The 19,368-nt window shown below is 70.2% G+C and carries 23 protein-coding genes; 9 read left to right on the top strand and 14 right to left on the bottom strand.

What is annotated here, in order from left to right; all coding sequences use genetic code 11:
- The first annotated feature begins 127 nt into the window (after window positions 1–127).
- Window positions 128–769 (top strand): hypothetical protein, encoded by a 642-nt coding sequence (locus C1C97_RS07420; RefSeq protein WP_233542805.1) that lies wholly within the window; start codon window positions 128–130, stop codon window positions 767–769.
- A gap of 87 nt (window positions 770–856) precedes the next feature.
- Window positions 857–1,285, top strand: a complete 429-nt coding sequence (locus C1C97_RS07415; RefSeq protein WP_121030951.1) for a hypothetical protein — start codon at window positions 857–859, stop codon at window positions 1,283–1,285.
- A 109-nt stretch (window positions 1,286–1,394) separates the two neighbouring features.
- Here C1C97_RS07415 and C1C97_RS07410 read toward each other — a convergent pair whose 3' ends face one another.
- From C1C97_RS07410 to C1C97_RS07395, 4 genes are all read right to left on the bottom strand, one after another.
- Entirely contained in the window at window positions 1,395–3,926 is a 2,532-nt protein-coding gene (locus C1C97_RS07410) for a heavy metal translocating P-type ATPase (protein WP_121030950.1), read from the bottom strand.
- Window positions 3,919–4,128, bottom strand: coding sequence for a heavy-metal-associated domain-containing protein (locus C1C97_RS07405; protein WP_110919570.1), 210 nt, complete (start codon window positions 4,126–4,128; stop codon window positions 3,919–3,921). Before C1C97_RS07405 ends, C1C97_RS07410 begins: the two co-directional genes overlap by 8 nt.
- 54 nt (window positions 4,129–4,182) lie before the next feature.
- The gene (locus C1C97_RS07400; RefSeq protein ID WP_110919571.1) at window positions 4,183–4,500 is read right to left on the bottom strand and encodes a metal-sensitive transcriptional regulator; all 318 of its coding nucleotides are present in this window, start codon (window positions 4,498–4,500) and stop codon (window positions 4,183–4,185) included.
- Between the two features lie 109 nt (window positions 4,501–4,609).
- Complete coding sequence (locus C1C97_RS07395) at window positions 4,610–5,206, bottom strand: TetR/AcrR family transcriptional regulator (RefSeq protein WP_110919572.1); 597 nt, start codon at window positions 5,204–5,206, stop codon at window positions 4,610–4,612.
- Between the two features lie 136 nt (window positions 5,207–5,342).
- On the opposite strand from C1C97_RS07395, the gene C1C97_RS07390 reads away from it, so the two are divergent.
- Together C1C97_RS07390 and C1C97_RS07385 are read left to right on the top strand one after the other, a co-directional pair.
- Window positions 5,343–6,413: an ABC transporter permease gene (locus C1C97_RS07390; RefSeq protein ID WP_325048972.1), complete on the top strand. Its 1,071-nt coding sequence runs from the start codon at window positions 5,343–5,345 to the stop codon at window positions 6,411–6,413.
- The gene (locus tag C1C97_RS07385; protein WP_110919574.1) at window positions 6,410–7,609 is read left to right on the top strand and encodes an ABC transporter permease; all 1,200 of its coding nucleotides are present in this window, start codon (window positions 6,410–6,412) and stop codon (window positions 7,607–7,609) included. Before C1C97_RS07390 ends, C1C97_RS07385 begins: the two co-directional genes overlap by 4 nt.
- A 311-nt stretch (window positions 7,610–7,920) precedes the next feature.
- On the opposite strand, the gene C1C97_RS07380 is transcribed toward C1C97_RS07385, so the two are convergent.
- Window positions 7,921–8,289 (bottom strand): hypothetical protein, encoded by a 369-nt coding sequence (locus tag C1C97_RS07380; protein WP_110919575.1) that lies wholly within the window; start codon window positions 8,287–8,289, stop codon window positions 7,921–7,923.
- 114 nt (window positions 8,290–8,403) lie between these two features.
- Here C1C97_RS07380 and C1C97_RS07375 point away from each other — a divergent pair, with 114 nt between their 5' ends.
- Window positions 8,404–8,943 (top strand): MarR family winged helix-turn-helix transcriptional regulator, encoded by a 540-nt coding sequence (locus C1C97_RS07375; RefSeq protein ID WP_233542804.1) that lies wholly within the window; start codon window positions 8,404–8,406, stop codon window positions 8,941–8,943.
- Window positions 8,944–9,048: 105 nt separating this feature from the next.
- Here C1C97_RS07375 and C1C97_RS12335 read toward each other — a convergent pair whose 3' ends face one another.
- Window positions 9,049–9,198: a hypothetical protein gene (locus C1C97_RS12335; protein WP_158591137.1), complete on the bottom strand. Its 150-nt coding sequence runs from the start codon at window positions 9,196–9,198 to the stop codon at window positions 9,049–9,051.
- A gap of 266 nt (window positions 9,199–9,464) precedes the next feature.
- Between C1C97_RS12335 and C1C97_RS07365 the strand changes: the two genes are divergently transcribed.
- Complete coding sequence (locus C1C97_RS07365; protein WP_121030944.1) at window positions 9,465–10,028, top strand: GNAT family N-acetyltransferase; 564 nt, start codon at window positions 9,465–9,467, stop codon at window positions 10,026–10,028.
- A 10-nt stretch (window positions 10,029–10,038) separates the two neighbouring features.
- Window positions 10,039–10,725: a metal-dependent transcriptional regulator gene (locus C1C97_RS07360; RefSeq protein ID WP_121030942.1), complete on the top strand. Its 687-nt coding sequence runs from the start codon at window positions 10,039–10,041 to the stop codon at window positions 10,723–10,725.
- A gap of 156 nt (window positions 10,726–10,881) precedes the next feature.
- On the opposite strand, the gene C1C97_RS07355 is transcribed toward C1C97_RS07360, so the two are convergent.
- Window positions 10,882–11,130 (bottom strand): ribbon-helix-helix domain-containing protein, encoded by a 249-nt coding sequence (locus tag C1C97_RS07355; RefSeq protein WP_121030941.1) that lies wholly within the window; start codon window positions 11,128–11,130, stop codon window positions 10,882–10,884.
- Between the two features lie 106 nt (window positions 11,131–11,236).
- Entirely contained in the window at window positions 11,237–11,590 is a 354-nt protein-coding gene (locus tag C1C97_RS07350; RefSeq protein ID WP_121030939.1) for a VOC family protein, read from the bottom strand.
- Window positions 11,591–11,740: 150 nt separating this feature from the next.
- Here C1C97_RS07350 and C1C97_RS07345 point away from each other — a divergent pair, with 150 nt between their 5' ends.
- Window positions 11,741–12,355, top strand: a complete 615-nt coding sequence (locus tag C1C97_RS07345) for a CGNR zinc finger domain-containing protein (RefSeq protein WP_121030937.1) — start codon at window positions 11,741–11,743, stop codon at window positions 12,353–12,355.
- Between the two features lie 133 nt (window positions 12,356–12,488).
- Here the strand turns inward: C1C97_RS07345 and C1C97_RS07340 are convergent, their stop codons facing one another.
- The 6 genes from C1C97_RS07340 to C1C97_RS07315 all read right to left on the bottom strand — a co-directional run bounded on the left by C1C97_RS07340 (window position 12,489) and on the right by C1C97_RS07315 (window position 16,875).
- Window positions 12,489–13,358, bottom strand: a complete 870-nt coding sequence (locus C1C97_RS07340; RefSeq protein ID WP_121030935.1) for a metal ABC transporter permease — start codon at window positions 13,356–13,358, stop codon at window positions 12,489–12,491.
- Entirely contained in the window at window positions 13,355–14,185 is an 831-nt protein-coding gene (locus tag C1C97_RS07335; protein ID WP_121030933.1) for a metal ABC transporter ATP-binding protein, read from the bottom strand. The genes C1C97_RS07340 and C1C97_RS07335 overlap by 4 nt, the downstream gene beginning before the upstream one ends.
- Entirely contained in the window at window positions 14,182–15,102 is a 921-nt protein-coding gene (locus C1C97_RS07330) for a metal ABC transporter substrate-binding protein (RefSeq protein ID WP_121030931.1), read from the bottom strand. The genes C1C97_RS07335 and C1C97_RS07330 overlap by 4 nt, the downstream gene beginning before the upstream one ends.
- Window positions 15,103–15,258: 156 nt before the next feature.
- Window positions 15,259–15,732 (bottom strand): DUF805 domain-containing protein, encoded by a 474-nt coding sequence (locus C1C97_RS07325; RefSeq protein WP_121030929.1) that lies wholly within the window; start codon window positions 15,730–15,732, stop codon window positions 15,259–15,261.
- Between the two features lie 119 nt (window positions 15,733–15,851).
- The gene (locus tag C1C97_RS07320) at window positions 15,852–16,298 is read right to left on the bottom strand and encodes a DUF805 domain-containing protein (RefSeq protein WP_233542803.1); all 447 of its coding nucleotides are present in this window, start codon (window positions 16,296–16,298) and stop codon (window positions 15,852–15,854) included.
- A 103-nt stretch (window positions 16,299–16,401) separates the two neighbouring features.
- Window positions 16,402–16,875, bottom strand: coding sequence for a DUF805 domain-containing protein (locus tag C1C97_RS07315; RefSeq protein WP_121030927.1), 474 nt, complete (start codon window positions 16,873–16,875; stop codon window positions 16,402–16,404).
- Between the two features lie 178 nt (window positions 16,876–17,053).
- Here C1C97_RS07315 and C1C97_RS07310 point away from each other — a divergent pair, with 178 nt between their 5' ends.
- Window positions 17,054–19,156: a glycoside hydrolase family 15 protein gene (locus tag C1C97_RS07310; RefSeq protein WP_121030925.1), complete on the top strand. Its 2,103-nt coding sequence runs from the start codon at window positions 17,054–17,056 to the stop codon at window positions 19,154–19,156.
- Window positions 19,157–19,368: the final 212 nt, after the last annotated feature.

The following is a 19,368-nucleotide window of genomic DNA, read 5'->3' as shown; positions in this document are numbered from 1 at the left end:
GCGGTGCCCGGGATGCCGCGCGGTGGCGCGCCCCGCGGGAAGGACGATCCCGCGATGCGCCGGGGATCCCGTCAGGGTGGCTCGATAGACTGGCCGAAACACCCGCCGCGATCCCAGGAGTCCCCGCGTGCCCCAGCACATTCCCGCACCGCACAACGGTGAGAACCGCCCGGCCTCCCGCGGGGTGGACGTGCGCCACGACCTCTGGGCGCCCACCCTGCTGCGTGCTCTGGTGGCACTGGTCTTCGCGGCGGTCACCGTGTTCTGGCAGCAGCCCTCCCTCGAAGCGGGGCGCTGGGTCATGGCGCTGTTCCTGGTGGGCACCGGCCTCTCCGCGATCTTCCTGCAGGTCAGGATCAACCGCAACGAGACCGTGGACCTCGGTGCGAGTCGCAGCATTCCCCAGTCCTACGGCGTGCTGTACGTCCTGGGCGGTGCCCTCACGGCGGTGGTGGCCACGAGCAACTGGCTGTTCGTCCTGCTCTCCGCCATGATCCTGGGCCTGTGCGGGCTCACCGAACTGGTCCTGGGCATGCGGTTCCGCGGGCAGTTCCCGCTGGGACGCGACTGGACCCTGTGCGGCGTGATCACCGTGTTCGCGGCCATGGGCATGGTGCTCGTGGAGACGCTCGGGGCCAAGGCTGAGCTCGGCGTGGTGGGAGGCGCTGCCATCCTCATCGGCGTCACCCAGCTCATTGCCGCGCTGAGCCTGCGGCACGATGCGCGGGTAGCGGACAGTGCCGCATCCCCTCCGGCCCGAGGGGCCTGACGGCGTAGACTGACAGGCTGAACCGACGGGCGGAACCCGCCCCTCGCCCCCGATCTCACGCACCCGATCATTGCCAGGAGGAATCACGTGGCCCAGCGCACTGAGCACACCGGCCGGCGCAGAACCGACATCAAGGGCCCCTTGATCATCTCTGCCGTTCTGGCGGTCGTGGCCTTCGTGGTGGTCTCGGTGGCGGCGGCCGGTGGGACCGACAACGCCGCGCGCGTGGGCCTGGGCCTGATCGCCGCGGGCATCGCGTTCATCGCCTCCGTGGTGGTGTGCGCCACCCTGATGCTCCTCGAGAAGCCCAACGCCGAGGAGCTGGGGCAGGGAACCGGGGTGAACCGGTCCTCCGCCAAGATCTTCGCCGAGAACAAGGCCCGCCGGGACGCCGAGCGCGCCCGCCAGGCCGGGCAGCAGGGCGGCGCGTCCACCGCCGCCTCCGACGGGCCCGAGTTCGGCCAGCGCGTCCACACCGACACCAAGGGCGAGGAGCCGGGCTCCAGCGTCCGCTGACGCCGCCGCCGGGAGACGACCCCGGCATGGGACGAAGCCCCGGAGACCACGTGATCTCCGGGGCTTCGTCGCAGCAGCACCCCGGCAGCAGCATCCCGGGAGCTCGCGCTCAGCGCGCGAAGCCTCTCAGCCGCAGCGAGTTGAGCACCACGAACACGGAGCTGAACGCCATGGCGGCACCGGCGACCACGGGGTTCAGCAGCCCCAGGGCTGCCACCGGGACGGCCACGGTGTTGTACGCGAACGCCCAGAACAGGTTGGACCTGATGGTCCCCAGCGTGGCGCGGGACAGCCGGATGGCCAGCGGGACGGCCGTGAGGTCGCTGCGCACCACGGTGATGTCCGCGGCCTGCATGGCGGCGTCCGTGCCGGAGCCCATGGCCATCCCGAGATCGGCGGTGGTGAGCGCGGGAGCGTCGTTGACGCCGTCGCCCACCATGGCCACCACGTGCCCCTGCGCCTGGAGCTCCTCGACGGCGCCCACCTTGCCGTCCGGGGTGACGTCCGCGATCACGTCCTCCGGGGCCATGCCCACCTGTTCCGCCACGGAGCGGGCCACGGCGGCGTTGTCCCCGGTCAGCAGCATGGGGCGCAGCCCCAGCCGCCGCAGCTGTGCGATGGCCGCCGGCGCCTCGTCCCGCACGGTGTCCGCGAGGTCGATGAACCCCGCGAGCCGGCCGTCCACGGCCACCAGGATGGTGGTGGAGCCGTCCGCGCGAGCCAGTTCCAGGGCGTCGGCCTCCTCCGGGTTCAGGCGCACGCCGTTCTCGTGCAACCAGGACTCGCGGCCCACCACCACGAACCGGGCATTCATGCCGTCGGGGACATACCCCTTCACGCCGCCGCCCGGTGCGGACTCGAACCGGGACACGTCGAAGCGGTGCGGGGTGGCGTCGGCAATGGCCCGGGCGATCGGGTGCTCGGAGTAGCGTTCCACTGCGGCGGCCAGGTCCAGGACCTGGTCCCTGGACCACGAGTTCAGCGGGGTCACCGCACTCACGGCCATGCTCCCGTGGGTCACGGTGCCGGTCTTGTCCAGCACCACGGTGTCCACGGAGCGGGTGTCCTCGAGGACCTCTGCGGACGTGATGAGGATGCCCAGCTGCGCGCCCCGCCCGGTTCCCGTGAGCATCGCGGTGGGGGTGGCCAGCCCCAGCGCGCACGGGCACGCGATGACCAGCACGGACACCGCCGCCACGAATGCCCGGTTGAGGTCCCCGGTCACGAGCAGCCACCCCACCAGGGTCAGCAGGGCAATCCCCATGACCACGGGCACGAACACGGAGGAGATCCGGTCCGCGAGCCGCGCCACCGGGGCCTTGGTGGCCTGGGCGCGGGCCACGGTCCGGCCCATGGAGGCGAGCACGGTGTCCGCCCCCACGCGGGTGGCACGGGCCAGCAGTCGGCCGGTGGTGTTCACGGTGGCGCCGGTCAGCTCGTCCCCCGGGGCCACGTCCACGGGAACGGATTCCCCGGTGAGCATGGACGCGTCCACGGCGGACTCGCCCTCCAGGACGGTGGCGTCCGTGGCGATCTTCTCGCCCGGACGGACCACGAACGTGTCCCCCACGCGCAGCTCCGTGACGGGGACGGTGCGTTCCGCGCCGTGGGCGTCCAGCACGGTGGCCTGCTGGGCGCCCAGGTCCAGCAGGGCCTTCAGCGCCTCACCGGAACGGGACTTCGCACGCGCCTCGAGCCAGCGGCCCAGCAGCAGGAACGTGGTCACCAGGGCGGCGGACTCGAAGTACAGCTGGTGCGCGGACATGTCCATACTGGTGCCGGGGTGCGCGTGGGCCGTCATGGTGGGGTCCGCGATCAGGTGCCACAGCGAGAACAGGTAGGCGGCGGCCACGCCCAGGGACACGAGTGTGTCCATGGTGGTGGACAGGTGCCGCGCGTTCACCGCGGTGGCCCGGTGGAACGGCCACGCGGCCCACGTGACCACCGGCAGCGCGAGCAGTGCGGCCACCCAGCCCCAGTGCGGGAACTGCGCCCCCGGGACCATGGAGATCACGAACACGGGCACGGAGAACGCGGCCGCGACCCAGAAGCGCCTCTTCAGGTCGGTCATGCGCCGCTGTGCGGGGGTGGTCTCGAGCGCCGGATCGCGGTGCTCGTTCTTCTCGGGGCGATCCGCCGGCCTCGACTCCCCGGCTGGGGTGTCGCGAGCCCGCGGGTCCGCGACGGACTCCGCGGCTGTGCCTGCACCCCGGTGCGCGGCGGGATCAACCGGTGAAGACGACGTCGTACCCGCCGTCCCTGCCGCGGCGTCACCCCCGCGGGCGGCCCGGTGGGCGGGGGAAAGCTCGTGGGAAACGGGCGCAGTGCGACGGTCGGGCCCGGTCCCCTCCTGCGGTGTGGCGGCGGATTCCTGTGCGCCGCCCGTGATGCGGGCCTCGTACCCGGCGCGGTGGACGGTGTCCACGATCTGCTCGTCGGAGACGTTCCGCGGGACCTTCACGGTGGCGGACTCCAGGGCCAGGTTGACCGCGGGCTCCACGCCGTCGAGCTTGCGCAGCTTGCGCTCGATCCGGCCCACGCACGAGGCGCACGTCATCCCCGTGATCTGCAGCTCCAGCTCCCGCAGGGGGCCGTGGACCTCGGTGTCGAGGGTCTCGGTGGACGGGGAAGGCTCACTCAACGGTGTAGCCCGCTTCCGTCACGGCTTCGGAGATCTCCTGCATCGAGAGCTCCCGGGAGCTCTCGATGGTCACCGGGGAGACCTCGCCCGGGTGCAGATCCACGGTCACGGAGGTGACGCCGGGGAGCTCGGTGAGTTCCTCCGTCACGGAGGCGGTGCAGTGTTCACAGGTCATGCCGGAAACGTTCACGGTGGTGGTCATGGCTTTCTCCTTCGATCGTGGTGGCCCGCAGGGGGCGCGAAGCATGGGGACGCGTCAGCTCTTGACCAGGCGCGCGATCGCGGCGTTGGCCTCCGCGAGCTTGGCGTCCATCTCGGAGGTGTCCCCGGTGTCGTGGGCCTGTTCCACCGCGTGCCGGACGCAGTGGCCCAGGTGCTCCTCCACGAGGCCCAGGCTCACGGACTTCAGGGCGGACTGGATGGCGGAAATCTGGGTGAGGACGTCGATGCAGTAGGCGTCCTCGTCCACCATCCGCTGGATGCCGCGGACCTGACCCTCGATGCGTTTGAGGCGCCGGGCGTACGACGCCTTGTCCTGTGTGTAGCCGCGCACGGCGGTCTCGTGGGTGTCCATGCCCCCACAATATACCCAAGGGGGGTATGTGACAACGGGATCCCCGCAGAGGGCTTGAGTGCGCGGCTCCTACGGGGCTGCCGCGTGCACGGCGGGAACGGCGGGCGGGTCAGTGCTCGGCGCGCAGAACGGCCCGCATGACGCTGCGCAGGATGTGCGCCATGTCCTCCGTGCTGGCCCCGTCCCCGGAAGAGGCTTTCGCCTGCTGCGTCAGGACGGTGACCAGGCCGCCCGCGGCGAAGTACGTCTGCGTCCGCAGGGGTGCGTCGAGGTCGTCGAGGTCCGCGTCGAAGGCCGCTCGCGCCACCCGCTCGGCGAGCCACAGCTCCACGATGGGACGCGCGCGGGACGCGAGCTGACGGTTGCCCACCGTGGCGAGGGCCCCCACGCCGTGCGCGTGCACGAAGGACAGCAGGCGCTCCAGGGGGTTCTGGCCGGGTGTGCGGTCGAAGGACTCCAGCTCGTGCGCGGTGCGGGACAGCTCCTGGCGCACGATGTCCGCGTAGACGTCGTCGAGCCCCGCGTAGTGCTGGTAGAAGGTGGGGCGGGAGATGGCGGCCTTCTTGCACAGCTGGGAGATCGTGATGTCCCGGGCGTTCTGGACCTCCAGCAGTTCCAGGCAGGCCGTGCGGACGGCGGTCAGCGTGTGGGCCACCCTGACGTCCAGTGAGGTGGTGCGAGGGGGGTCGGTGGCCGCGGCGTCCATGGGGCCAGGATAGCAGTTGTGAACACCTATCTTACATTTGAAAATGACATTTACAGGTGTAAGGTTGCGGGTTATGTCCTCACCTCAGCTACCCGGAACCGGCACCCGGATTCCGACCACGATCATTCTCGTGGCCATGCTTTTCCCGCTGTTCATGGCCTTCGCGTACCCGGCCTCATACGTCTCCGCCATGCATCAACCGGCACCCCACGAGATGAAGGTAGAGGTGATCGGGACGGCCGACGCCGCGCAGCAGGTGGCTCGCCAGGTGGCGGCCAAGGGCGGTGACGCACTGGACGTGAGCACCGTGCCGGACGCGGCCGCCGCCCGCGAGGACGTCATGGACCGGGAGACCCGCGCCGCGTTCGACCCCGCCACCGGCGACCTGTTCGTGGCCACCGCGGGTGGCCGCCAGGCCGCGGCCACGGCCCAGGGCGTGTTCCAGCAGGTGGCCGCCCAGACCGGGACACCCCTGAAGGTGAACGACCTCAAGAAGCCCGCGGCCAAGGACACCCTGGGCATCGCGTACATGTACATCATGACCGCGTGCGTCACGGCCGGCTACGTCACCTCCACCATGCTCGGGAACCTGGGCAAGGGGATGCGCCTGCGGTCCAAGCTGGGGCTGATCGGGCTGCTGTCCGTGGTGGCCGCGGTGCTGACCATGGGCGTCACCTGGGGTTTCTACGGCGTGTACGACTCCCACCTGGTGCCCGCCGGTCTCGTGGCCATGGGGGCCTACATCACGGCGGCCGTCTTCCAGCTCGGCGTGGGCGGACTCCTGGGGCAGGCGGCGACCATCGTGGGCATCACCGTGTTCGTGATCCTGGGCATCCCCGCCTCGGGTGTGGCCGCGAGCCCGGATCTCATGCCCGGTTTCTTCCAGGTCCTGCACCGCATGCTGCCCACCGGGGCCATCGGTGAGCTGCTGCAGCGCGTCATCTACTTCGACGGCCACGGTGCGGGCCCCTGGATCCTGCTGCTGGCCACGTGGCTGCTGCTGGGCGCGGGACTGCTCTGGCTCGCCTCCCTGCGCAGCCCCCACTCCGGCGAGGACCGGGGCGCGATCGCGGACCAGGTGGAACACGCCCGCAAGCATCCCGACGAGCCCCTGCTCGCCGCCTACGACTCCGACGACTCCGACGACGACGCCCCCTCGGCTTCCCAGCGCGGGCGCCACCGGGCCCAGGAAGTGAAGCACGCATGAGCGACCAGAACGTGATCCGCCCCAGCGCACGGGACGAGGATCTCCCCGCGGGCTCCTCGGCCGTCCCCGAGTCCGAGCGGCCGTTGGAGGACGGCTTCATGAACCGGATGGCGCAGATGCCCCCGGCATCGGCCATCGGGGCCATGCAGAACCCCACCGCTCCGCCCCGGCGGAAGGTCGACGCCAAGCTCACGCAGAAGCGCATGATCACCGTGGGGATGCTGCTCCCGCTCTTCATGATGTTCGTCATGCCCATGCTCCTGGTGGGCACGAGCACGAACGTCACGCCCCATGACATGAAGGTGGCGGTGATCGGCACGGGCGCGCAGACGTCGGATCTCGCCCAGCAGCTCACGGACGGCTCCGCGGGCAAGTTCGACGTCCACCACGTGGACTCCGCGGACGACGCCCGGGACGAGATCAAAACCCATGACTCCCGGGCGGCCTACGACCCCGCCAGCGGCAAGCTCTACGTCGCCGGGGCGAACGGTCGACAGGTGACCGCCGCCGTCACCCAGTTGTTCACACCGGTGGCGCAGAAGGCCCAGAAGCAGCTCACGACCGAGGACATCGCCGCCGCGGTGGAGAACGATCCCAACGCCAGCACCATCACGTACCTGGCGCTCGGTGCCATCCTCGGCGGGTTCATGACGGGCATCGTCAGCAGTCTCATGCCCGCGGGAACCAAGCTGCGCGTGCTGCTCTGGTTCCTCATGCCGGCGGTGGTCGCCACGGGCATGGTCATCTACGGGTGGGCCGTGTTCGGGATCTTCAGCGGCAGCGCCTTCATGCCCTGGTGCATGCTGTACCTGCTGTGCCTGTCCTGCGTCACCGTGACCACGGGGCTCATGCTGGTGATAGGGCCCCTGGCCATGCCACTGTGCATCTTCCTCATGCCCCTGCTGGGGCTCGGTGCCTCCGGACTGACCTCGCCCCTGGACATGGTGGGCGGCTTCTACGGGTGGGTGCACACCTGGCTGTATGCGCCGCAGGGGGTCGGCGCCATCCGGGACGCCGTGTACTTCCAGGACGTCTCGCTCGTGACCCCGGTGCTGATCATGCTGGCGTGGATCGCCGGTGGTATCGCACTGGCGGTGTTCGGGACCCTGCGCCAGAAGCGGCGTCACCTCTTCGCCGCGCTGAGCGAGCGGGAAGAGGCGAACACCGCGGCCGCCGCGGCGGCGGCGTCGGTCTGATCGCAGCTCCCCGGCCGGGCACGAAAACCCCCGGCACACGATCGCCCCAGCACAACGGAGCCGCTGTGCTGGGGCGATCGTGTGTCGTGCGGTTGCTGGTTCCGGAGCGCTGTGGGTGTTCGCGTGACGGCCTCGCAGCAGAACGGGAACTCCGTGAAAACAGGGCCATGAACGTCATGCGGGCCAGCACGGCGCATCTGCGGACGCACCGGGAAGTGGCAGTGCGCCTCGGGCCGCTCCTAACCCCTGAATGCCGCAGGCAGGGGAGTGTCGGGCACCCGCCGGCGGGCGGCGGCGTCGTCCGGGGGTGCTCAGGCGGCGACGGCCGGGACCGCGGCGAGGGCGGGCTCCGCGACCGAGTAGTCCAGGGTGGTGCGGGCGAAGGAGGCGCCCAGGATGATCTCCAGACCGGGGATGAGCTCGGTGCTGATCTCGTCCTTGATGCGCTGGTTCTCGGGGCTGGGAGTGAGCACGAGGGTCACCGCGAGGTGCATGCCCTCGAGATCGCCGGTGATGCGGAATTCGGCAGAGGCCACCGACGGGTACACCTGGACACCCAGGGTGGCGGCGCGGGCGACGGAGGACAGGGACACGGAGCGGGCGGGCGCGACGCCGGTGGGTGCCGTGTCGACGACCGGCACCACCGTGGTGGCCGGGGCCGGATGCGGTGCGAGCAGCATGGGGGTCCTTCGCTCTGCGTGAGCCCGGGATTTCGAACTGCCGCAGGTTGATGTGTCGTCTAACAGTTAGTTACTCTACATGACGACGCGACGGGCGGGACACGAGGTCTCTCCGTGACCCACCGGGAGGACGTGAGCATGGCGGCGGAGGCGCAACGGATGCGGCACTTTTGGTACGACGACTCCCCGGAGTCCGCGAGCGGCGTCGACGTGCTGAACCTGCTGCGCAGGTACCGCGAGGCCGAGACCACCATGCGCACACGTGTGCGGGCGGACATGGACATGGGGGAGAAGGACATCCTGGCCCTGCGCTACCTGATCTCCGCGGGCGGCAAGAGCACCGTGCTGCGGCAGAAGGACATCGCCGCCATGCTGGGAATCACCAACGCGTCCACGAGCATCCTGGTGGACCGGCTCGTGCGGGACGGGTACGCGGAGCGTGTGCCGCACCCCGAGGACCGGCGCTCTGTGGCCGTGGTGCCCACCGAGCACGGCAAGCACGAGGTGCGCGCCACGCTGCGGGACATGCACGGGCGCATGATGGCCGTGGTCAACGACATGTCCGCGACCGAGCGCGACGTGGTGGCGAACTTCCTGCGCCGGATGATCGACGGCGTAACGCAGCCGCCAATGGCACTGCCGCCCGGTGAGTGAGCCGACCCGGTGATGCGCGGTGTGCCCCGTTCCGCCGGTGTGGCCAGGTGGGAATCGTCGCCCATCAGTGGTGAGAAGGGGGGAGACCCCTTGTGCCCGTAGCAGCTAGGGCGCGAAGATCAGCATGCCCAAGACGAACACGGACGCCACCAGGATGCAGAGGACCATGGGCAGATAGTCCTGGGAGAGGCCCCCGGTAATGGCTCCGCCCGCTGCTACGGGAGCGGACAGTGTCCAGACGGGACTGTCCAACACTGTCCCCACGATCAGGATGGCCAGGGCAACGACAAACAGGGCCCAGGGGACTGCGGGATGTATCCGGTGTTTCCCGGGGGCGGGGGGGGGCGTGGTGCGTTCGTGCGACATTGCGATTCCACCTTCCAGGGCCGAGACTCAGGCGGCGGGGACCGCCCGGATGCCCACGGTACCGCCTCCCGAATCTTCGGGACCTCCGGTGCTGCCGTAGGAAGCACATTGCGACTTTTCCGCGCTCAGGCGGTCTAGGCGAGCATCATGGGGACATGACGCCCACGCCACCCCTCGTGGAGCTGCGAACCGCCACGGCGGCGGACGCGGAGCTCTGCGCTCGCTGGGGATCCGACGACCTCTTCTGCCGCGCCGCAGAATGGTCCGAAGGAGTCCCGGTGGCCGAACGCGCCGCCTTCCTGCGGCGGCTGAACACGGCTCCACCCGCGGATCTCCTGCGGTTGAGCGCCTGGTGCGACGGGGTGCTCGTGGGCTACGCAGATGTTCAGGGCACTGAGCCCACCCGGCGTGAGCTGGGATACGTCATCGGCCCGAGCGCCGCATGGGGCAAGGGGCTGGGCCTGGCGGCCGCGCAGGCCGGTGTCCACCACATGTTCGAGATCATGGGGCTGGAGACGGTCTGGGCGGAGGCGCTGGACGCGAACGTCGCTTCGGTGCGGATCCTGCAGCGGCTGGGAATGGTCGAGACCGGGCGTGGTGCGCCGTCGACCTACCTCGGCCGCCCCACGCACTACCGGCAGTTCTCCCTGGACCGTTCCGCTGTCGGTGCTGCTCCGCGGTCCACCGGTCGGCAATCCGGGGCAACGGAGCTTTGTTAGTCTCCCAGTCATGTCCGTCGCGAAGCTCTCGGTGAGCCAGCAGAACTACCTGAGGGCCATCTGGAACCTGGGGGAGTGGTCCGCCGAACCCGTCACCACGTCCGCGGTCGCCCAGACAGTGAGACTGCGCGCGTCCACCGTCTCGGATGCGCTGAAGAAGCTCACCGAGCAGGGGCTCGTGGCGCACAGCCCGTACGGGGCCATTGAACTCACGGAGCGGGGCCGCGCTCTCGCCGTGGAGATGGTCCGCCGGCACCGGCTGATCGAGACATTCCTGGTGGAGATGCTCGGCTACCGCTGGGACCAGGTCCACGCCGAGGCGGAGCATCTGGAGCACGCGGCGTCGGACTTCATGATCGACCGCCTGGACGACCTCCTGGGCCACCCCGCCCGCGACCCCCACGGGGACCCCATCCCCGCCAGGGACGGCAGCATCACCGCGCCCGACGCCGTGTCCCTCTCCACGGTTCCTCACGGCGCCCGCGTGCGGGTGGAGCGGATCTCGGACCGGGACTCGCAGCTGCTGCGGTTCTTCGAGGACAACGGCATCGGCGTGGGCGTGCCCCTGGACATCCGCTCGGGCGGCCCGTACTCCGGGTCGGTCGAGGCAGTGCTCGACGACGGCGCCCACAGCGTCGCGCTCGGCCAGACCGCCACCGACGCGGTGTGGGTCTCGCTGGCGGGGACTGGGCCCTGACAGGAGGGGGTCGGAAGTGCCCCCGGAACGTTCAAGGGATGTGCACACCAGTTCGGCCACGGCCCTCGTCCAGATCGCTCTCGAAGACCTTGTTGGTCGCAGCGTGGAGGATGTCCTCTTCAGAGATGCCGTGCTTGAGCGCCGTTCCGTTGATCTCTACGCCACGTAGGAGCGCAGTGCCGCGCGGATGACACTGGAGCGGCTGAGGTGCTCTTCTTCGGCCCGCGCGTCCAGCGCAGCCAGCAACGAGTTGTCGAGACGCACCGGGACCACCCGTGCCGGGCCGTCTCCCAGGGGTTTGCGGCCACGCTTGCGCAGTGTCTCCACGTCGTAGCCGCGCTCCGCCTCGTCTGCCCACTCCTGGATCATCTCGTCCGTCACCGGGACGCCGTTCACCGTCTCCATGGCATAAGCGTATTACGAATTGGTCTTCGGTGGACAGGTCTGAGGGAACGGGCGCTGAGACCCGCTTCCCCGTGGACGTCGGGCACCCCTCGGCACCGACCCCGGGTCAGAGGATGCAGAACTCGTTGCCCTCGGGATCCGCCATGACGGCCCAGCCCAGGTCGTGGCGGCGGTCGTCGACCATGACCGCTCCCAGGCGGAGGGCCCGCGCGATCTCCGCCTCCTGGGAGGCTCCCTGGGGGACGAGGTCCATGTGGGCCCGGTTCTTCACCTTCTTGGCGTCCGGCACCCTGAAGAAGAGCACGATGTAGCCCTCGGGGGTCACCAGGTAGCACTCGTCGGAGCCCGGGTGGTAGCAGCCGGGTTCGTGGATCGCCCAGTTCGTGAGCTCGCGCCAGAACTCGGCGACGGTGTGCGGGTCGATGGCGTCCCAGGTGGTGTGCGACAGGCGTAGCGACATGAGGGGGTCTCTTTCTCGTGCGGCGGGGTGGTGCGCCGGTGGACGGCGGTGGCCGAGAGTATTTCTCACGGGTGAAAAAGCGCTTACCTGTGAGAGTCAAGCCCGGATCACCCTCACATGCAAGACTTGACGTGTCTGTGAGGAGGGTGCATGACGGAGTTCAGCCACATCGCGGGCGACCGGATGCTCGATTTGGTCAACACCGTGGAGTGGCGGCTCGGCGGCCCCGGGCGGGAGGAGGATCTGACCTCCTACGACCGCGTGCTTACGTGGTGCCGGGAGTCCGGGCTGCTCGATGCGACTGAGCAGGAACAGCTCCAGGCTCTTGCCGGAGAGGATCCGCGCACCGCCGCCGCTGAACTGGATCGGGTCGTCGCGCTGCGCGAGCGGGTCTACGAGGCACTGTTCCACGGTGACGAGTACGCGGCGGAGGCCATTGCCACCGCCTACCGGACCACCCTGGGGCACTCCCACCTGTCCCGCCACGGCGCCGGCTGGCGCTGGTCCGACAACGAGCTCACGATGGCGACTGCCCGCCACCGCATCACGCGCGGCCTGATGGATCTCATGAGCCGCGACGACCTCGACCGGCTCCACCAGTGCGAGGACGCCACCTGCGGGTGGGTGTACCTCGACACGTCACCCCGGCGGAACCGGCGCTGGTGCGTCACCAGCGACTGCGGGGACCGGAACCGGTCCCGTGCCTACTACGCCCGGCAGCAGGAACGGAAACGTGCCGCCCAGGGGCAGGGCCGAAGTTCATAGCGCTGCCGCTCGGGGTCCGTGGAGCGACCGGAATCGACGCCTGCTCGACGCGCGCAAGCGGGTCTCGCGGCGCAGGGGGAGGGCGCGGGACACCGCTGGACCGGCCCGAACTCCGCCCGAGCGCGGAGGCGCCCTACCCCACCAACGCCCGCCGGCGACGTCGTGCGGCGAGTCTGCTGCCCAGCACCCCGTGCGCGGGGCTGAGCAGGTACGCGAGCGCGAAGACCGCCGCGTGCACCAGCACCACCAGTCCGCCCGGTGAGGCGTTGAGCCAGTAGCTGAGGTAGATCCCCAGCACCGCGGCGGCGGCCGAGATGCAGGGCGCGATCACCAGCATGGCGCCGAACCGGTCGGTGAGCAGGTGCGCGGTGGCTCCGGGGATGATGAGCATGGCCACCACGAGCACCACCCCCACCACCTGCAGGGCGGCCACCGAGGTCACCGCGAGCAGCCCGAGCAGCAGCGCACCCAGCAGCCGGGGGGACAGCCCGATCGCGTGGGCGTGCTGCGGGTCGAACGCGTAGAGGGTGAGGTCGCGGCGCTTGAGCACCATGATCACCAGCGCCACGACCGCCAGCGCGCAGATCTGCAGCTGCTCCGCCGCGGAAATGCCCAGCACGTTGCCGAAGATGATGTGGGAGAGGTTCGTCTGGCTGGGCGTGACCGAGATGAGCACCAGACCGAGCGCGAACAGGGACGTGAACACGATCCCGATCGATGCGTCCTCCTTGATCCTGCTGGTCCCGCGCAGCCCGCCGATCAGCACCACCGCGAGCACGCCCGCAATCAGCGCCCCCACGGTGAACGGGATGCCCAGGATGTAGGCGAGCACCACGCCGGGCAGCACCGCGTGGGACACGGCGTCCCCCATGAGCGACCACCCCACGAGCACCAGCCAGCACGAGAGCACCGCGCACACGGACGCCGCCGCCACGGTGGTGACCAGCGCGCGCAGCATGAACTCGTACTCCAGCGGCTGGGCGAGCAGATCCAGCATGCTCATGGGCGGCCTCCTCGGTGCGGGGTGTCGGTGGTGAGCGGCGTGCGGTCCGCGGGGGCGGCGTCGTCGTCGTCCCGTGCGGAGCCGTCGGACGGGTCCGCGGGACGGGAGAGGACGTCCAGCCCGAAGGTGCGCGCCAGGTGCTCCGGGGCGAGCCCCTCCGCGACCGGACCGTGGAACAGCACGTGCCGGCGCAGCAGCACCACGTCCCGCGCGAGCGACGGCAGCGCCTGCAGGTCGTGGGTGGCCACCACCACGGCGCAGCCCTGCGCGGCGAGCTCGTGCAGCAGCCGCACGATGGTCGCCTCGCTGCGCTTGTCAACGCCCGCGAACGGCTCGTCCAGGAGCATGATCCGCGCACCCTGGGCGATCGCCCGCGCCACGAACACGCGCTTGCGCTGCCCGCCGGAGAGCTGCCCGATCTGCCGCCCGGCCAGCTCGGTGAGCTCCACGCGGTCCAGGGCGTCGGCCACGGCGTCCCGGTCCACGGGGCGCGCCCGACGGGTGAACCCCATGTGTCCGTAGCGCCCGGTCATGACCACGTCCCGCACGGACAGCGGGAACGCCCAGTCCACGTCCTCGCTCTGCGGCACGTACCCCACCACGCCCTGCTTCCGGGCCGACCTCGGGTCCATCCCGTGCAGCCGCACCTCGCCGGCGTCGAGCCGAACCGTTCCCATGAGCGCCTTGAACAGCGTGGACTTCCCGGAACCGTTCATCCCCACGAGCCCCGTCACGTGCCCGGCCGTGATCTCCAGGTCCACGCCGTCCAGGGCGCGCACGCTGCCGTAGTCGACGACGACGCCGCGCGCCCGGATCGCCGGCGTCACCGCTCCTCCCGGGACAGGCCGCGGGCAATGGTGTCCGCGTCGTGGCGCAGCAGGTCCAGGTAGGTGGGGACGGGACCGTCCGGCTCCGAGAGGGAGTCCACGTAGAGCGTTCCGCCGTAGTGGGCACCGGTGGCCTCCGCCACCTGTTTCATGGGCTTGTCCGAGACCGTGGACTCGCAGAACACGGCGGGCACCCTGTGCCGGTCCACGAACTCGATGGCGGAGCTCACCTGCTGCGGGGTGGCCTCCTGCTCCGCGTTGACCGGCCAGATGTACTTCTCGCTCAGTCCGGCGTCCCGTGCCAGGTAGGAGAAGGCCCCCTCGCACGTGACCAGGGCGCGCTCGTTGCGCGGCAGGGCGTCCAGCTTCTTCTTCAGGTCGGCGCCGATCTGGTGGAGCTGCGCCTTGTACGTCTCCCCGTTCTCGCGGAACTGCTCGGCGTGCTCGGGGTCCAGATCGCTCAGCGCGGTGACGATGTTGTCCACGTAGCGCTGCCCGTTGGTGGGGCTCATCCAGGCGTGCGGGTTGGGGGTCCCGGGGGCGTCGGCGATGTCCATGGGATCCACGTCCTCGGAGACCACCGTGTGGGGCACGTTCGCGGAGGACGTGAACTGTTCCAGCCACTGCTCCAGGTGCAGGCCGTTGTCCAGGACCAGCTGCGCCTTGGCGGCCTTGGTGACGTCCATCGGGGTGGGCTCGTAGTCGTGGATCTCCGCGCCCGGCTTGGTGATGGACTCCACGTTCACGTGGTCCCCGGCCACCGCGGAGGTCATGTCCGCGAGCACGGTGAAGGTGGTCAGCACGGTGGGCCTGTCGGAGGCCGCATCTTTGAGGGGCCCGGCCCCGCAGCCGCTCAGGGCGAGCGCTCCCGCCACTGCCACAACTGCCGCTCGCCATGCCCGTACGAGTCCCGCCACATCTGCTCCTTCGCCACGGTGAATCCAATAGTTCGGTATACCGAACTTTAGGACGGGAGGGCGGGTGGGGCAAGCATCCGGGCCGGGGCGCGTCGTGGGGGAGTGCGCACCCGGGCGGTGCAACTGCGGCGAGTGCGGCCCGGGAGCGTGTGCGTGTCAGAACCGGGAGACGAGTGCGGGGGCGGGCCGCGGCTGCGGGTCGAAGCGCATGCCGCGCGGATCCGGCGGCAGCAGCGCCATGACGAGCAGCGCAATGTGGCCCGGCCCCGGGAGAAGGACCAGCAGGAACCACAGCCCGGACAGGTTGCAGTCATGCAGGCGGCGGACGGACAGCGCCGTGAAGAAGATGCACAGCAGCGCCACGGCCAGCAGCATCACCAATGCGAGCACGGCCAGGACGATGGCGAGCCCGCCGGCCACGTCCGGCCACTCGAGGTACCCGCGGTCCTCCGCGAGCCTGGAGGCCCCCGACAGCAGGGCCATGCAGAGCGCGATCCACCAGTATTCGGAGCGTGAGGCCCGCCCGGAGAACGTGGTGCCCTTCCGCAGGAAGTTGCCGATCGCCTTGACCGGCCCCACGTGCTCGCCGGGCTGGGTGTCGTAGTAGACCGGTTGGTGGGGCAGGGTCATGATGCCGCTCCTGAGTGAGTTGAAAGTGTGGAGTGAGTGGCGGGTGCGCACCCCGTAAGGGGATGGGCCTGGTGAGGTGCGGTGCGCACGGGACGGGCTGCGCCGTCGTTCTTCGAGTGTCAGGATCGGCGCCGGTCGAACCGTGCTCCGCGGGGGTTAGAGGGCAGCGCCGCCATGACCAGCAGTGCGATGGTGCCCGGCCCCGGGATGAAGGTCAGCAGGAACCACCAGCCGGAGCGGTTCACGTCGTGCAGCCTGCGGACGGACAGCGAGACGTTGCAGGTGACCAGCGCGGTGACACCCGCGAGCGCACCGAGAACGGGGAGCAGCCGGGCATCGCGCTGGTGCTCCGTCGGTTTCGGCTTTCTCCTCGCCAACCGGCTCTCCAACAGCTGCTGGGCGGCTGAAAGGAGGATCACATACAGCGTGATCCACCAGTACTCGGAGCGGGAGGCCCGCCCGGAGAACTGGAACCCCTTGCGGAGACACGTGCTGACCGCTGCCAGTGGCCCCACGGGCTCGCCGGGCTGGCTGGTGCGGAGCATGGACTGGATGGGCAATGCCATGGTGTTCCTCTGTCTGGTCATGGGCTCACGGAGGAGCGGGGGTGGTGGTGGCCGAACCGGCGCGGTGTGATCGCCGCTACCACGAAGAAAGCATGGACGGTTCTCAGGCGGTCACACCGTTCTGCGGCCTGCGGGGATTCGGGTTGTCGAAGCGCGCACCGCGGGGGTCCGGCGACAGGGCAGCCATGATGAGCAGCGCGAGGGACCCCAGGAAAAGGAACAGATTCAGCAGCCACCACCATCCGGAACAGTTGATGTCGTGCAGCCGACGCACGGTGAGGGCACTGCTGAAGATGGCCACGAGAATCGCCGCAGCCAGGACGACCAGGGCGATGACCAGTCCTGCGGCGCCGCCGAAAACGCCGGAGTCTTCCACCCAGTGCTCGTTCTGGGACGTCGCGTACTCGGCTGCGCCGGACAACAGGAACGAGTACAGCGCGATCCACCAGTATTCGGAGCGGGATGCCCTGCCTGAGAACTGGAACCCCTTGCGGACGAAGTTGCCGATCGCCTTGACCGGTCCCACCGGCTCACCGGGCTGGGTGGGCTGGGGTGCGGGCTGGCGGGGCAGAGTCATGAAGGTGTTCTCCTGCGGGTCTCGCGGGTGCGTGCGGTCCACCGGCCGGCCCCGAACGGGCCCGGCCGGAAACCGGTGAACCATCCACCGTATCGAGGCGCCGCTCACGGGGCATCGGCCGTTCGGCCAGACCTGCGAGCTGCGTGAGCCGCCCGCGCGTTCGTGAGATTCTGGGGGCATGGCTTCCAAGATCGAGGACTACGCCCTGCTGTCCAACATGCGCAGCGGGCCCCTGGTCTCCCGGCACGGCTCGGTGGACTGGTGGTGCGTTCCGCGCTACGACTCCCCGGCGCTGTTCGCGGCCCTGCTGGGCACCCCGGACCACGGTCGCTGGCTGCTCGCGCCGTACTGCGCGGTGGACGACGACGCCGCGGTGGACATGTCCCTGCCCGGCGTCATCGCGGTGGAGCGCTTCTACGCGGAGAACACCTTCGTGCTGCACACGGTGTGGTCCACGGACACCGGCACCGTGCGCGTCACGGACTTCATGCCCCTGAACGCACGCACCGAGCTGATCCGCCGGGTGGAGGGTCTCACGGGTGAGGTGGAGATGTTCCAGGACATCCGGCTGCGCTTCAACTACGGCTCCTCGGTCCCGTGGCTGAGCCGCTTCGACGTCCTGGAGGACGAGTCGGAGGACGCGGCCGCCGAATCGGTTCTGGTGGGGATGGCCGGGCCGGACTCCGTGGTCTTCCACGGGGACCCGCTGCCCGAGGCGGACCCTGACCGGTCCAAGCGCCGCCACGCGGGATCCTTCACGGTGGCGGCCGGGCAGACCCGGGACTTCACGCTCACGTGGTTCCCGTCCCACGGCGTGCCCCCGGAGGCGGTGGACGTGAACGAGACGCTGACGGCCACCGTGAACCTGTGGCAGGAGTGGACGGAGCGCTACGAGCCCTACGACCCCCTCACGGATCCCGCGGCCATGAACCACACGGACCCGGACGAGCAGCCGCCCGCGCTGCACGCCTCCGGTGCGGGCGCCGGGGACCTCGACACCTCCGAGCGCCCCTCGGCACGGGACGTGGGCCGTCACGGGGACCGCCCCCACCACGAGGGCGCCGCCCTGGGCGGGTTCACGCTCACGGCCATGGACGACGAGCCCGCGGACCTCGTCCGGCGCAGCCTGTTGGTGGTGCGCGGACTGATGCATCAGGCCACGGGCGGGCTGATCGGTGCCCCCACCACGTCCCTGCCGGAGGTCGTGGGCGCGGAGCGCAACTGGGACCACCGGCTCTCGTGGCCCCGGGATGCCGCGTCCGCGCTGGAGGTCATGCTGGACCACGGCCACGACCGTGAGGCCGCCCAGCTGCGCAACTGGCTGCTGCGCGCGGTGGCCGGGGACGTCAACAACCCCTCGAACATCTACACGCTGGACGGCTCCCCCCAGATCCGCGAGCGCCTGGTGGACCTGCCGGGCTACGAGCGCTCGCGGCCCGTGCGGGACGGCAACTCCTCCGGCAGCCACTACCAGTCGGACGTGGCCGGGCACGTGCTGCGCGTGTTCGAGATGCTGCGCCGGCGCGGTGTGCAGGAGGACCACCTCTCGTGGCCGCTGCAGCAGGCGCTGCTGCGCGCCGTGGTGGCCAACTACGAGGAGAAGGACCAGGGCATCTGGGAGATGCGCGGCGAGCCCCAGTACTACACGCACTCGCGCGTGATGATGTGGGCCGCCATGCAGGCGGGTGTGGACGCGGTGCGCATCCACGGCCTGCCCGGTGACGTGGAGACGTGGGAGGAGCACCGGGACCAGCTCGCGCACGAGATCTGGACCAGCGGCTACGACCCCCAGGTGGGATCGTTCGTGCAGTACTACGGCTCCACGGACGTGGACGCCTCCCTGCTGCACCTGCCCATGGTGGGCTTCGTGGCCTACGACGACGAGCGCATGCTCGGCACCGTCCAGCGCATCCGTACCGAGCTCACGGACAGCTCCGGGCTGCTGCACCGCTACCGCAACCTGCCGCAGCTCACGGACCTGGACGACGTCGAGGCGTTCGCGTCCTCGATCGGCCAGGACGGCTTCGCGGGCCAGTCCGCGCCGTCCGTCTCCGCCACGCTGCAGCTGGCCGAGCAGCTCGCGCTGTGCGGGCACACGCAGGACGCGGTGCGCCTCACGGACGTGGCCCTGGGCACCGCCAACGAGCTGGGTCTGCTGCCCTCCACGTACTCGCCCACCCAGCACCGCGCCACGGGCAACTTCCCCCAGGTGGAGGCGCACCTTCGCCTGATCCGCGTGCTCGACATCCTGCAGGCGGAGACCGCCCCGGACGCCTCCTGACGCAACGGGCCACGACGCCGCCCGGGGAGCCGTGCACGGCCGCCGGCAGCCGGGTGCGGGGCGCGCGGGAGGCGGCCGTGCGGCGTCGTCGTGACCCCCGTGCGAGGCGGACGACGGTGCGGGGCGTCATGTGCCGGATTCGGGGCGGAACCGATTACTGGCGACCCAGAGGCGCACGGTAGCGTGAGCGCACCAGCTACGCCGGGCCCGGT

Origin of the sequence: Kocuria tytonis, from assembly GCF_003226895.2 — a bacterium.
GTDB lineage: Bacteria > Actinomycetota > Actinomycetes > Actinomycetales > Micrococcaceae > Kocuria > Kocuria tytonis.
This window is presented reverse-complemented; position numbering and strand designations above follow the sequence as displayed.

What these genes read in the sequence shown, in the direction of transcription:
- C1C97_RS07405 (WP_110919570.1), bottom strand. Translation starts at nt 4,128, where the DNA reads ATGACCACCACCGTGAACGTTTCCGGCATGACCTGTGAACACTGCACC.
- C1C97_RS07400 (WP_110919571.1), bottom strand. Translation starts at nt 4,500, where the DNA reads ATGGACACCCACGAGACCGCCGTGCGCGGCTACACACAGGACAAGGCG.
- C1C97_RS07395 (WP_110919572.1), bottom strand. Translation starts at nt 5,206, where the DNA reads ATGGACGCCGCGGCCACCGACCCCCCTCGCACCACCTCACTGGACGTC.
- C1C97_RS07390 (WP_325048972.1), top strand. Translation starts at nt 5,343, where the DNA reads ATGCTTTTCCCGCTGTTCATGGCCTTCGCGTACCCGGCCTCATACGTC.
- C1C97_RS07385 (WP_110919574.1), top strand. Translation starts at nt 6,410, where the DNA reads ATGAGCGACCAGAACGTGATCCGCCCCAGCGCACGGGACGAGGATCTC.
- C1C97_RS07380 (WP_110919575.1), bottom strand. Translation starts at nt 8,289, where the DNA reads ATGCTGCTCGCACCGCATCCGGCCCCGGCCACCACGGTGGTGCCGGTC.
- C1C97_RS07365 (WP_121030944.1), top strand. Translation starts at nt 9,465, where the DNA reads ATGACGCCCACGCCACCCCTCGTGGAGCTGCGAACCGCCACGGCGGCG.
- C1C97_RS07360 (WP_121030942.1), top strand. Translation starts at nt 10,039, where the DNA reads ATGTCCGTCGCGAAGCTCTCGGTGAGCCAGCAGAACTACCTGAGGGCC.
- C1C97_RS07355 (WP_121030941.1), bottom strand. Translation starts at nt 11,130, where the DNA reads ATGGAGACGGTGAACGGCGTCCCGGTGACGGACGAGATGATCCAGGAG.
- C1C97_RS07350 (WP_121030939.1), bottom strand. Translation starts at nt 11,590, where the DNA reads ATGTCGCTACGCCTGTCGCACACCACCTGGGACGCCATCGACCCGCAC.
- C1C97_RS07345 (WP_121030937.1), top strand. Translation starts at nt 11,741, where the DNA reads ATGACGGAGTTCAGCCACATCGCGGGCGACCGGATGCTCGATTTGGTC.
- C1C97_RS07340 (WP_121030935.1), bottom strand. Translation starts at nt 13,358, where the DNA reads ATGAGCATGCTGGATCTGCTCGCCCAGCCGCTGGAGTACGAGTTCATG.
- C1C97_RS07325 (WP_121030929.1), bottom strand. Translation starts at nt 15,732, where the DNA reads ATGACCCTGCCCCACCAACCGGTCTACTACGACACCCAGCCCGGCGAG.
- C1C97_RS07320 (WP_233542803.1), bottom strand. Translation starts at nt 16,298, where the DNA reads ATGGCATTGCCCATCCAGTCCATGCTCCGCACCAGCCAGCCCGGCGAG.
- C1C97_RS07315 (WP_121030927.1), bottom strand. Translation starts at nt 16,875, where the DNA reads ATGACTCTGCCCCGCCAGCCCGCACCCCAGCCCACCCAGCCCGGTGAG.
- C1C97_RS07310 (WP_121030925.1), top strand. Translation starts at nt 17,054, where the DNA reads ATGGCTTCCAAGATCGAGGACTACGCCCTGCTGTCCAACATGCGCAGC.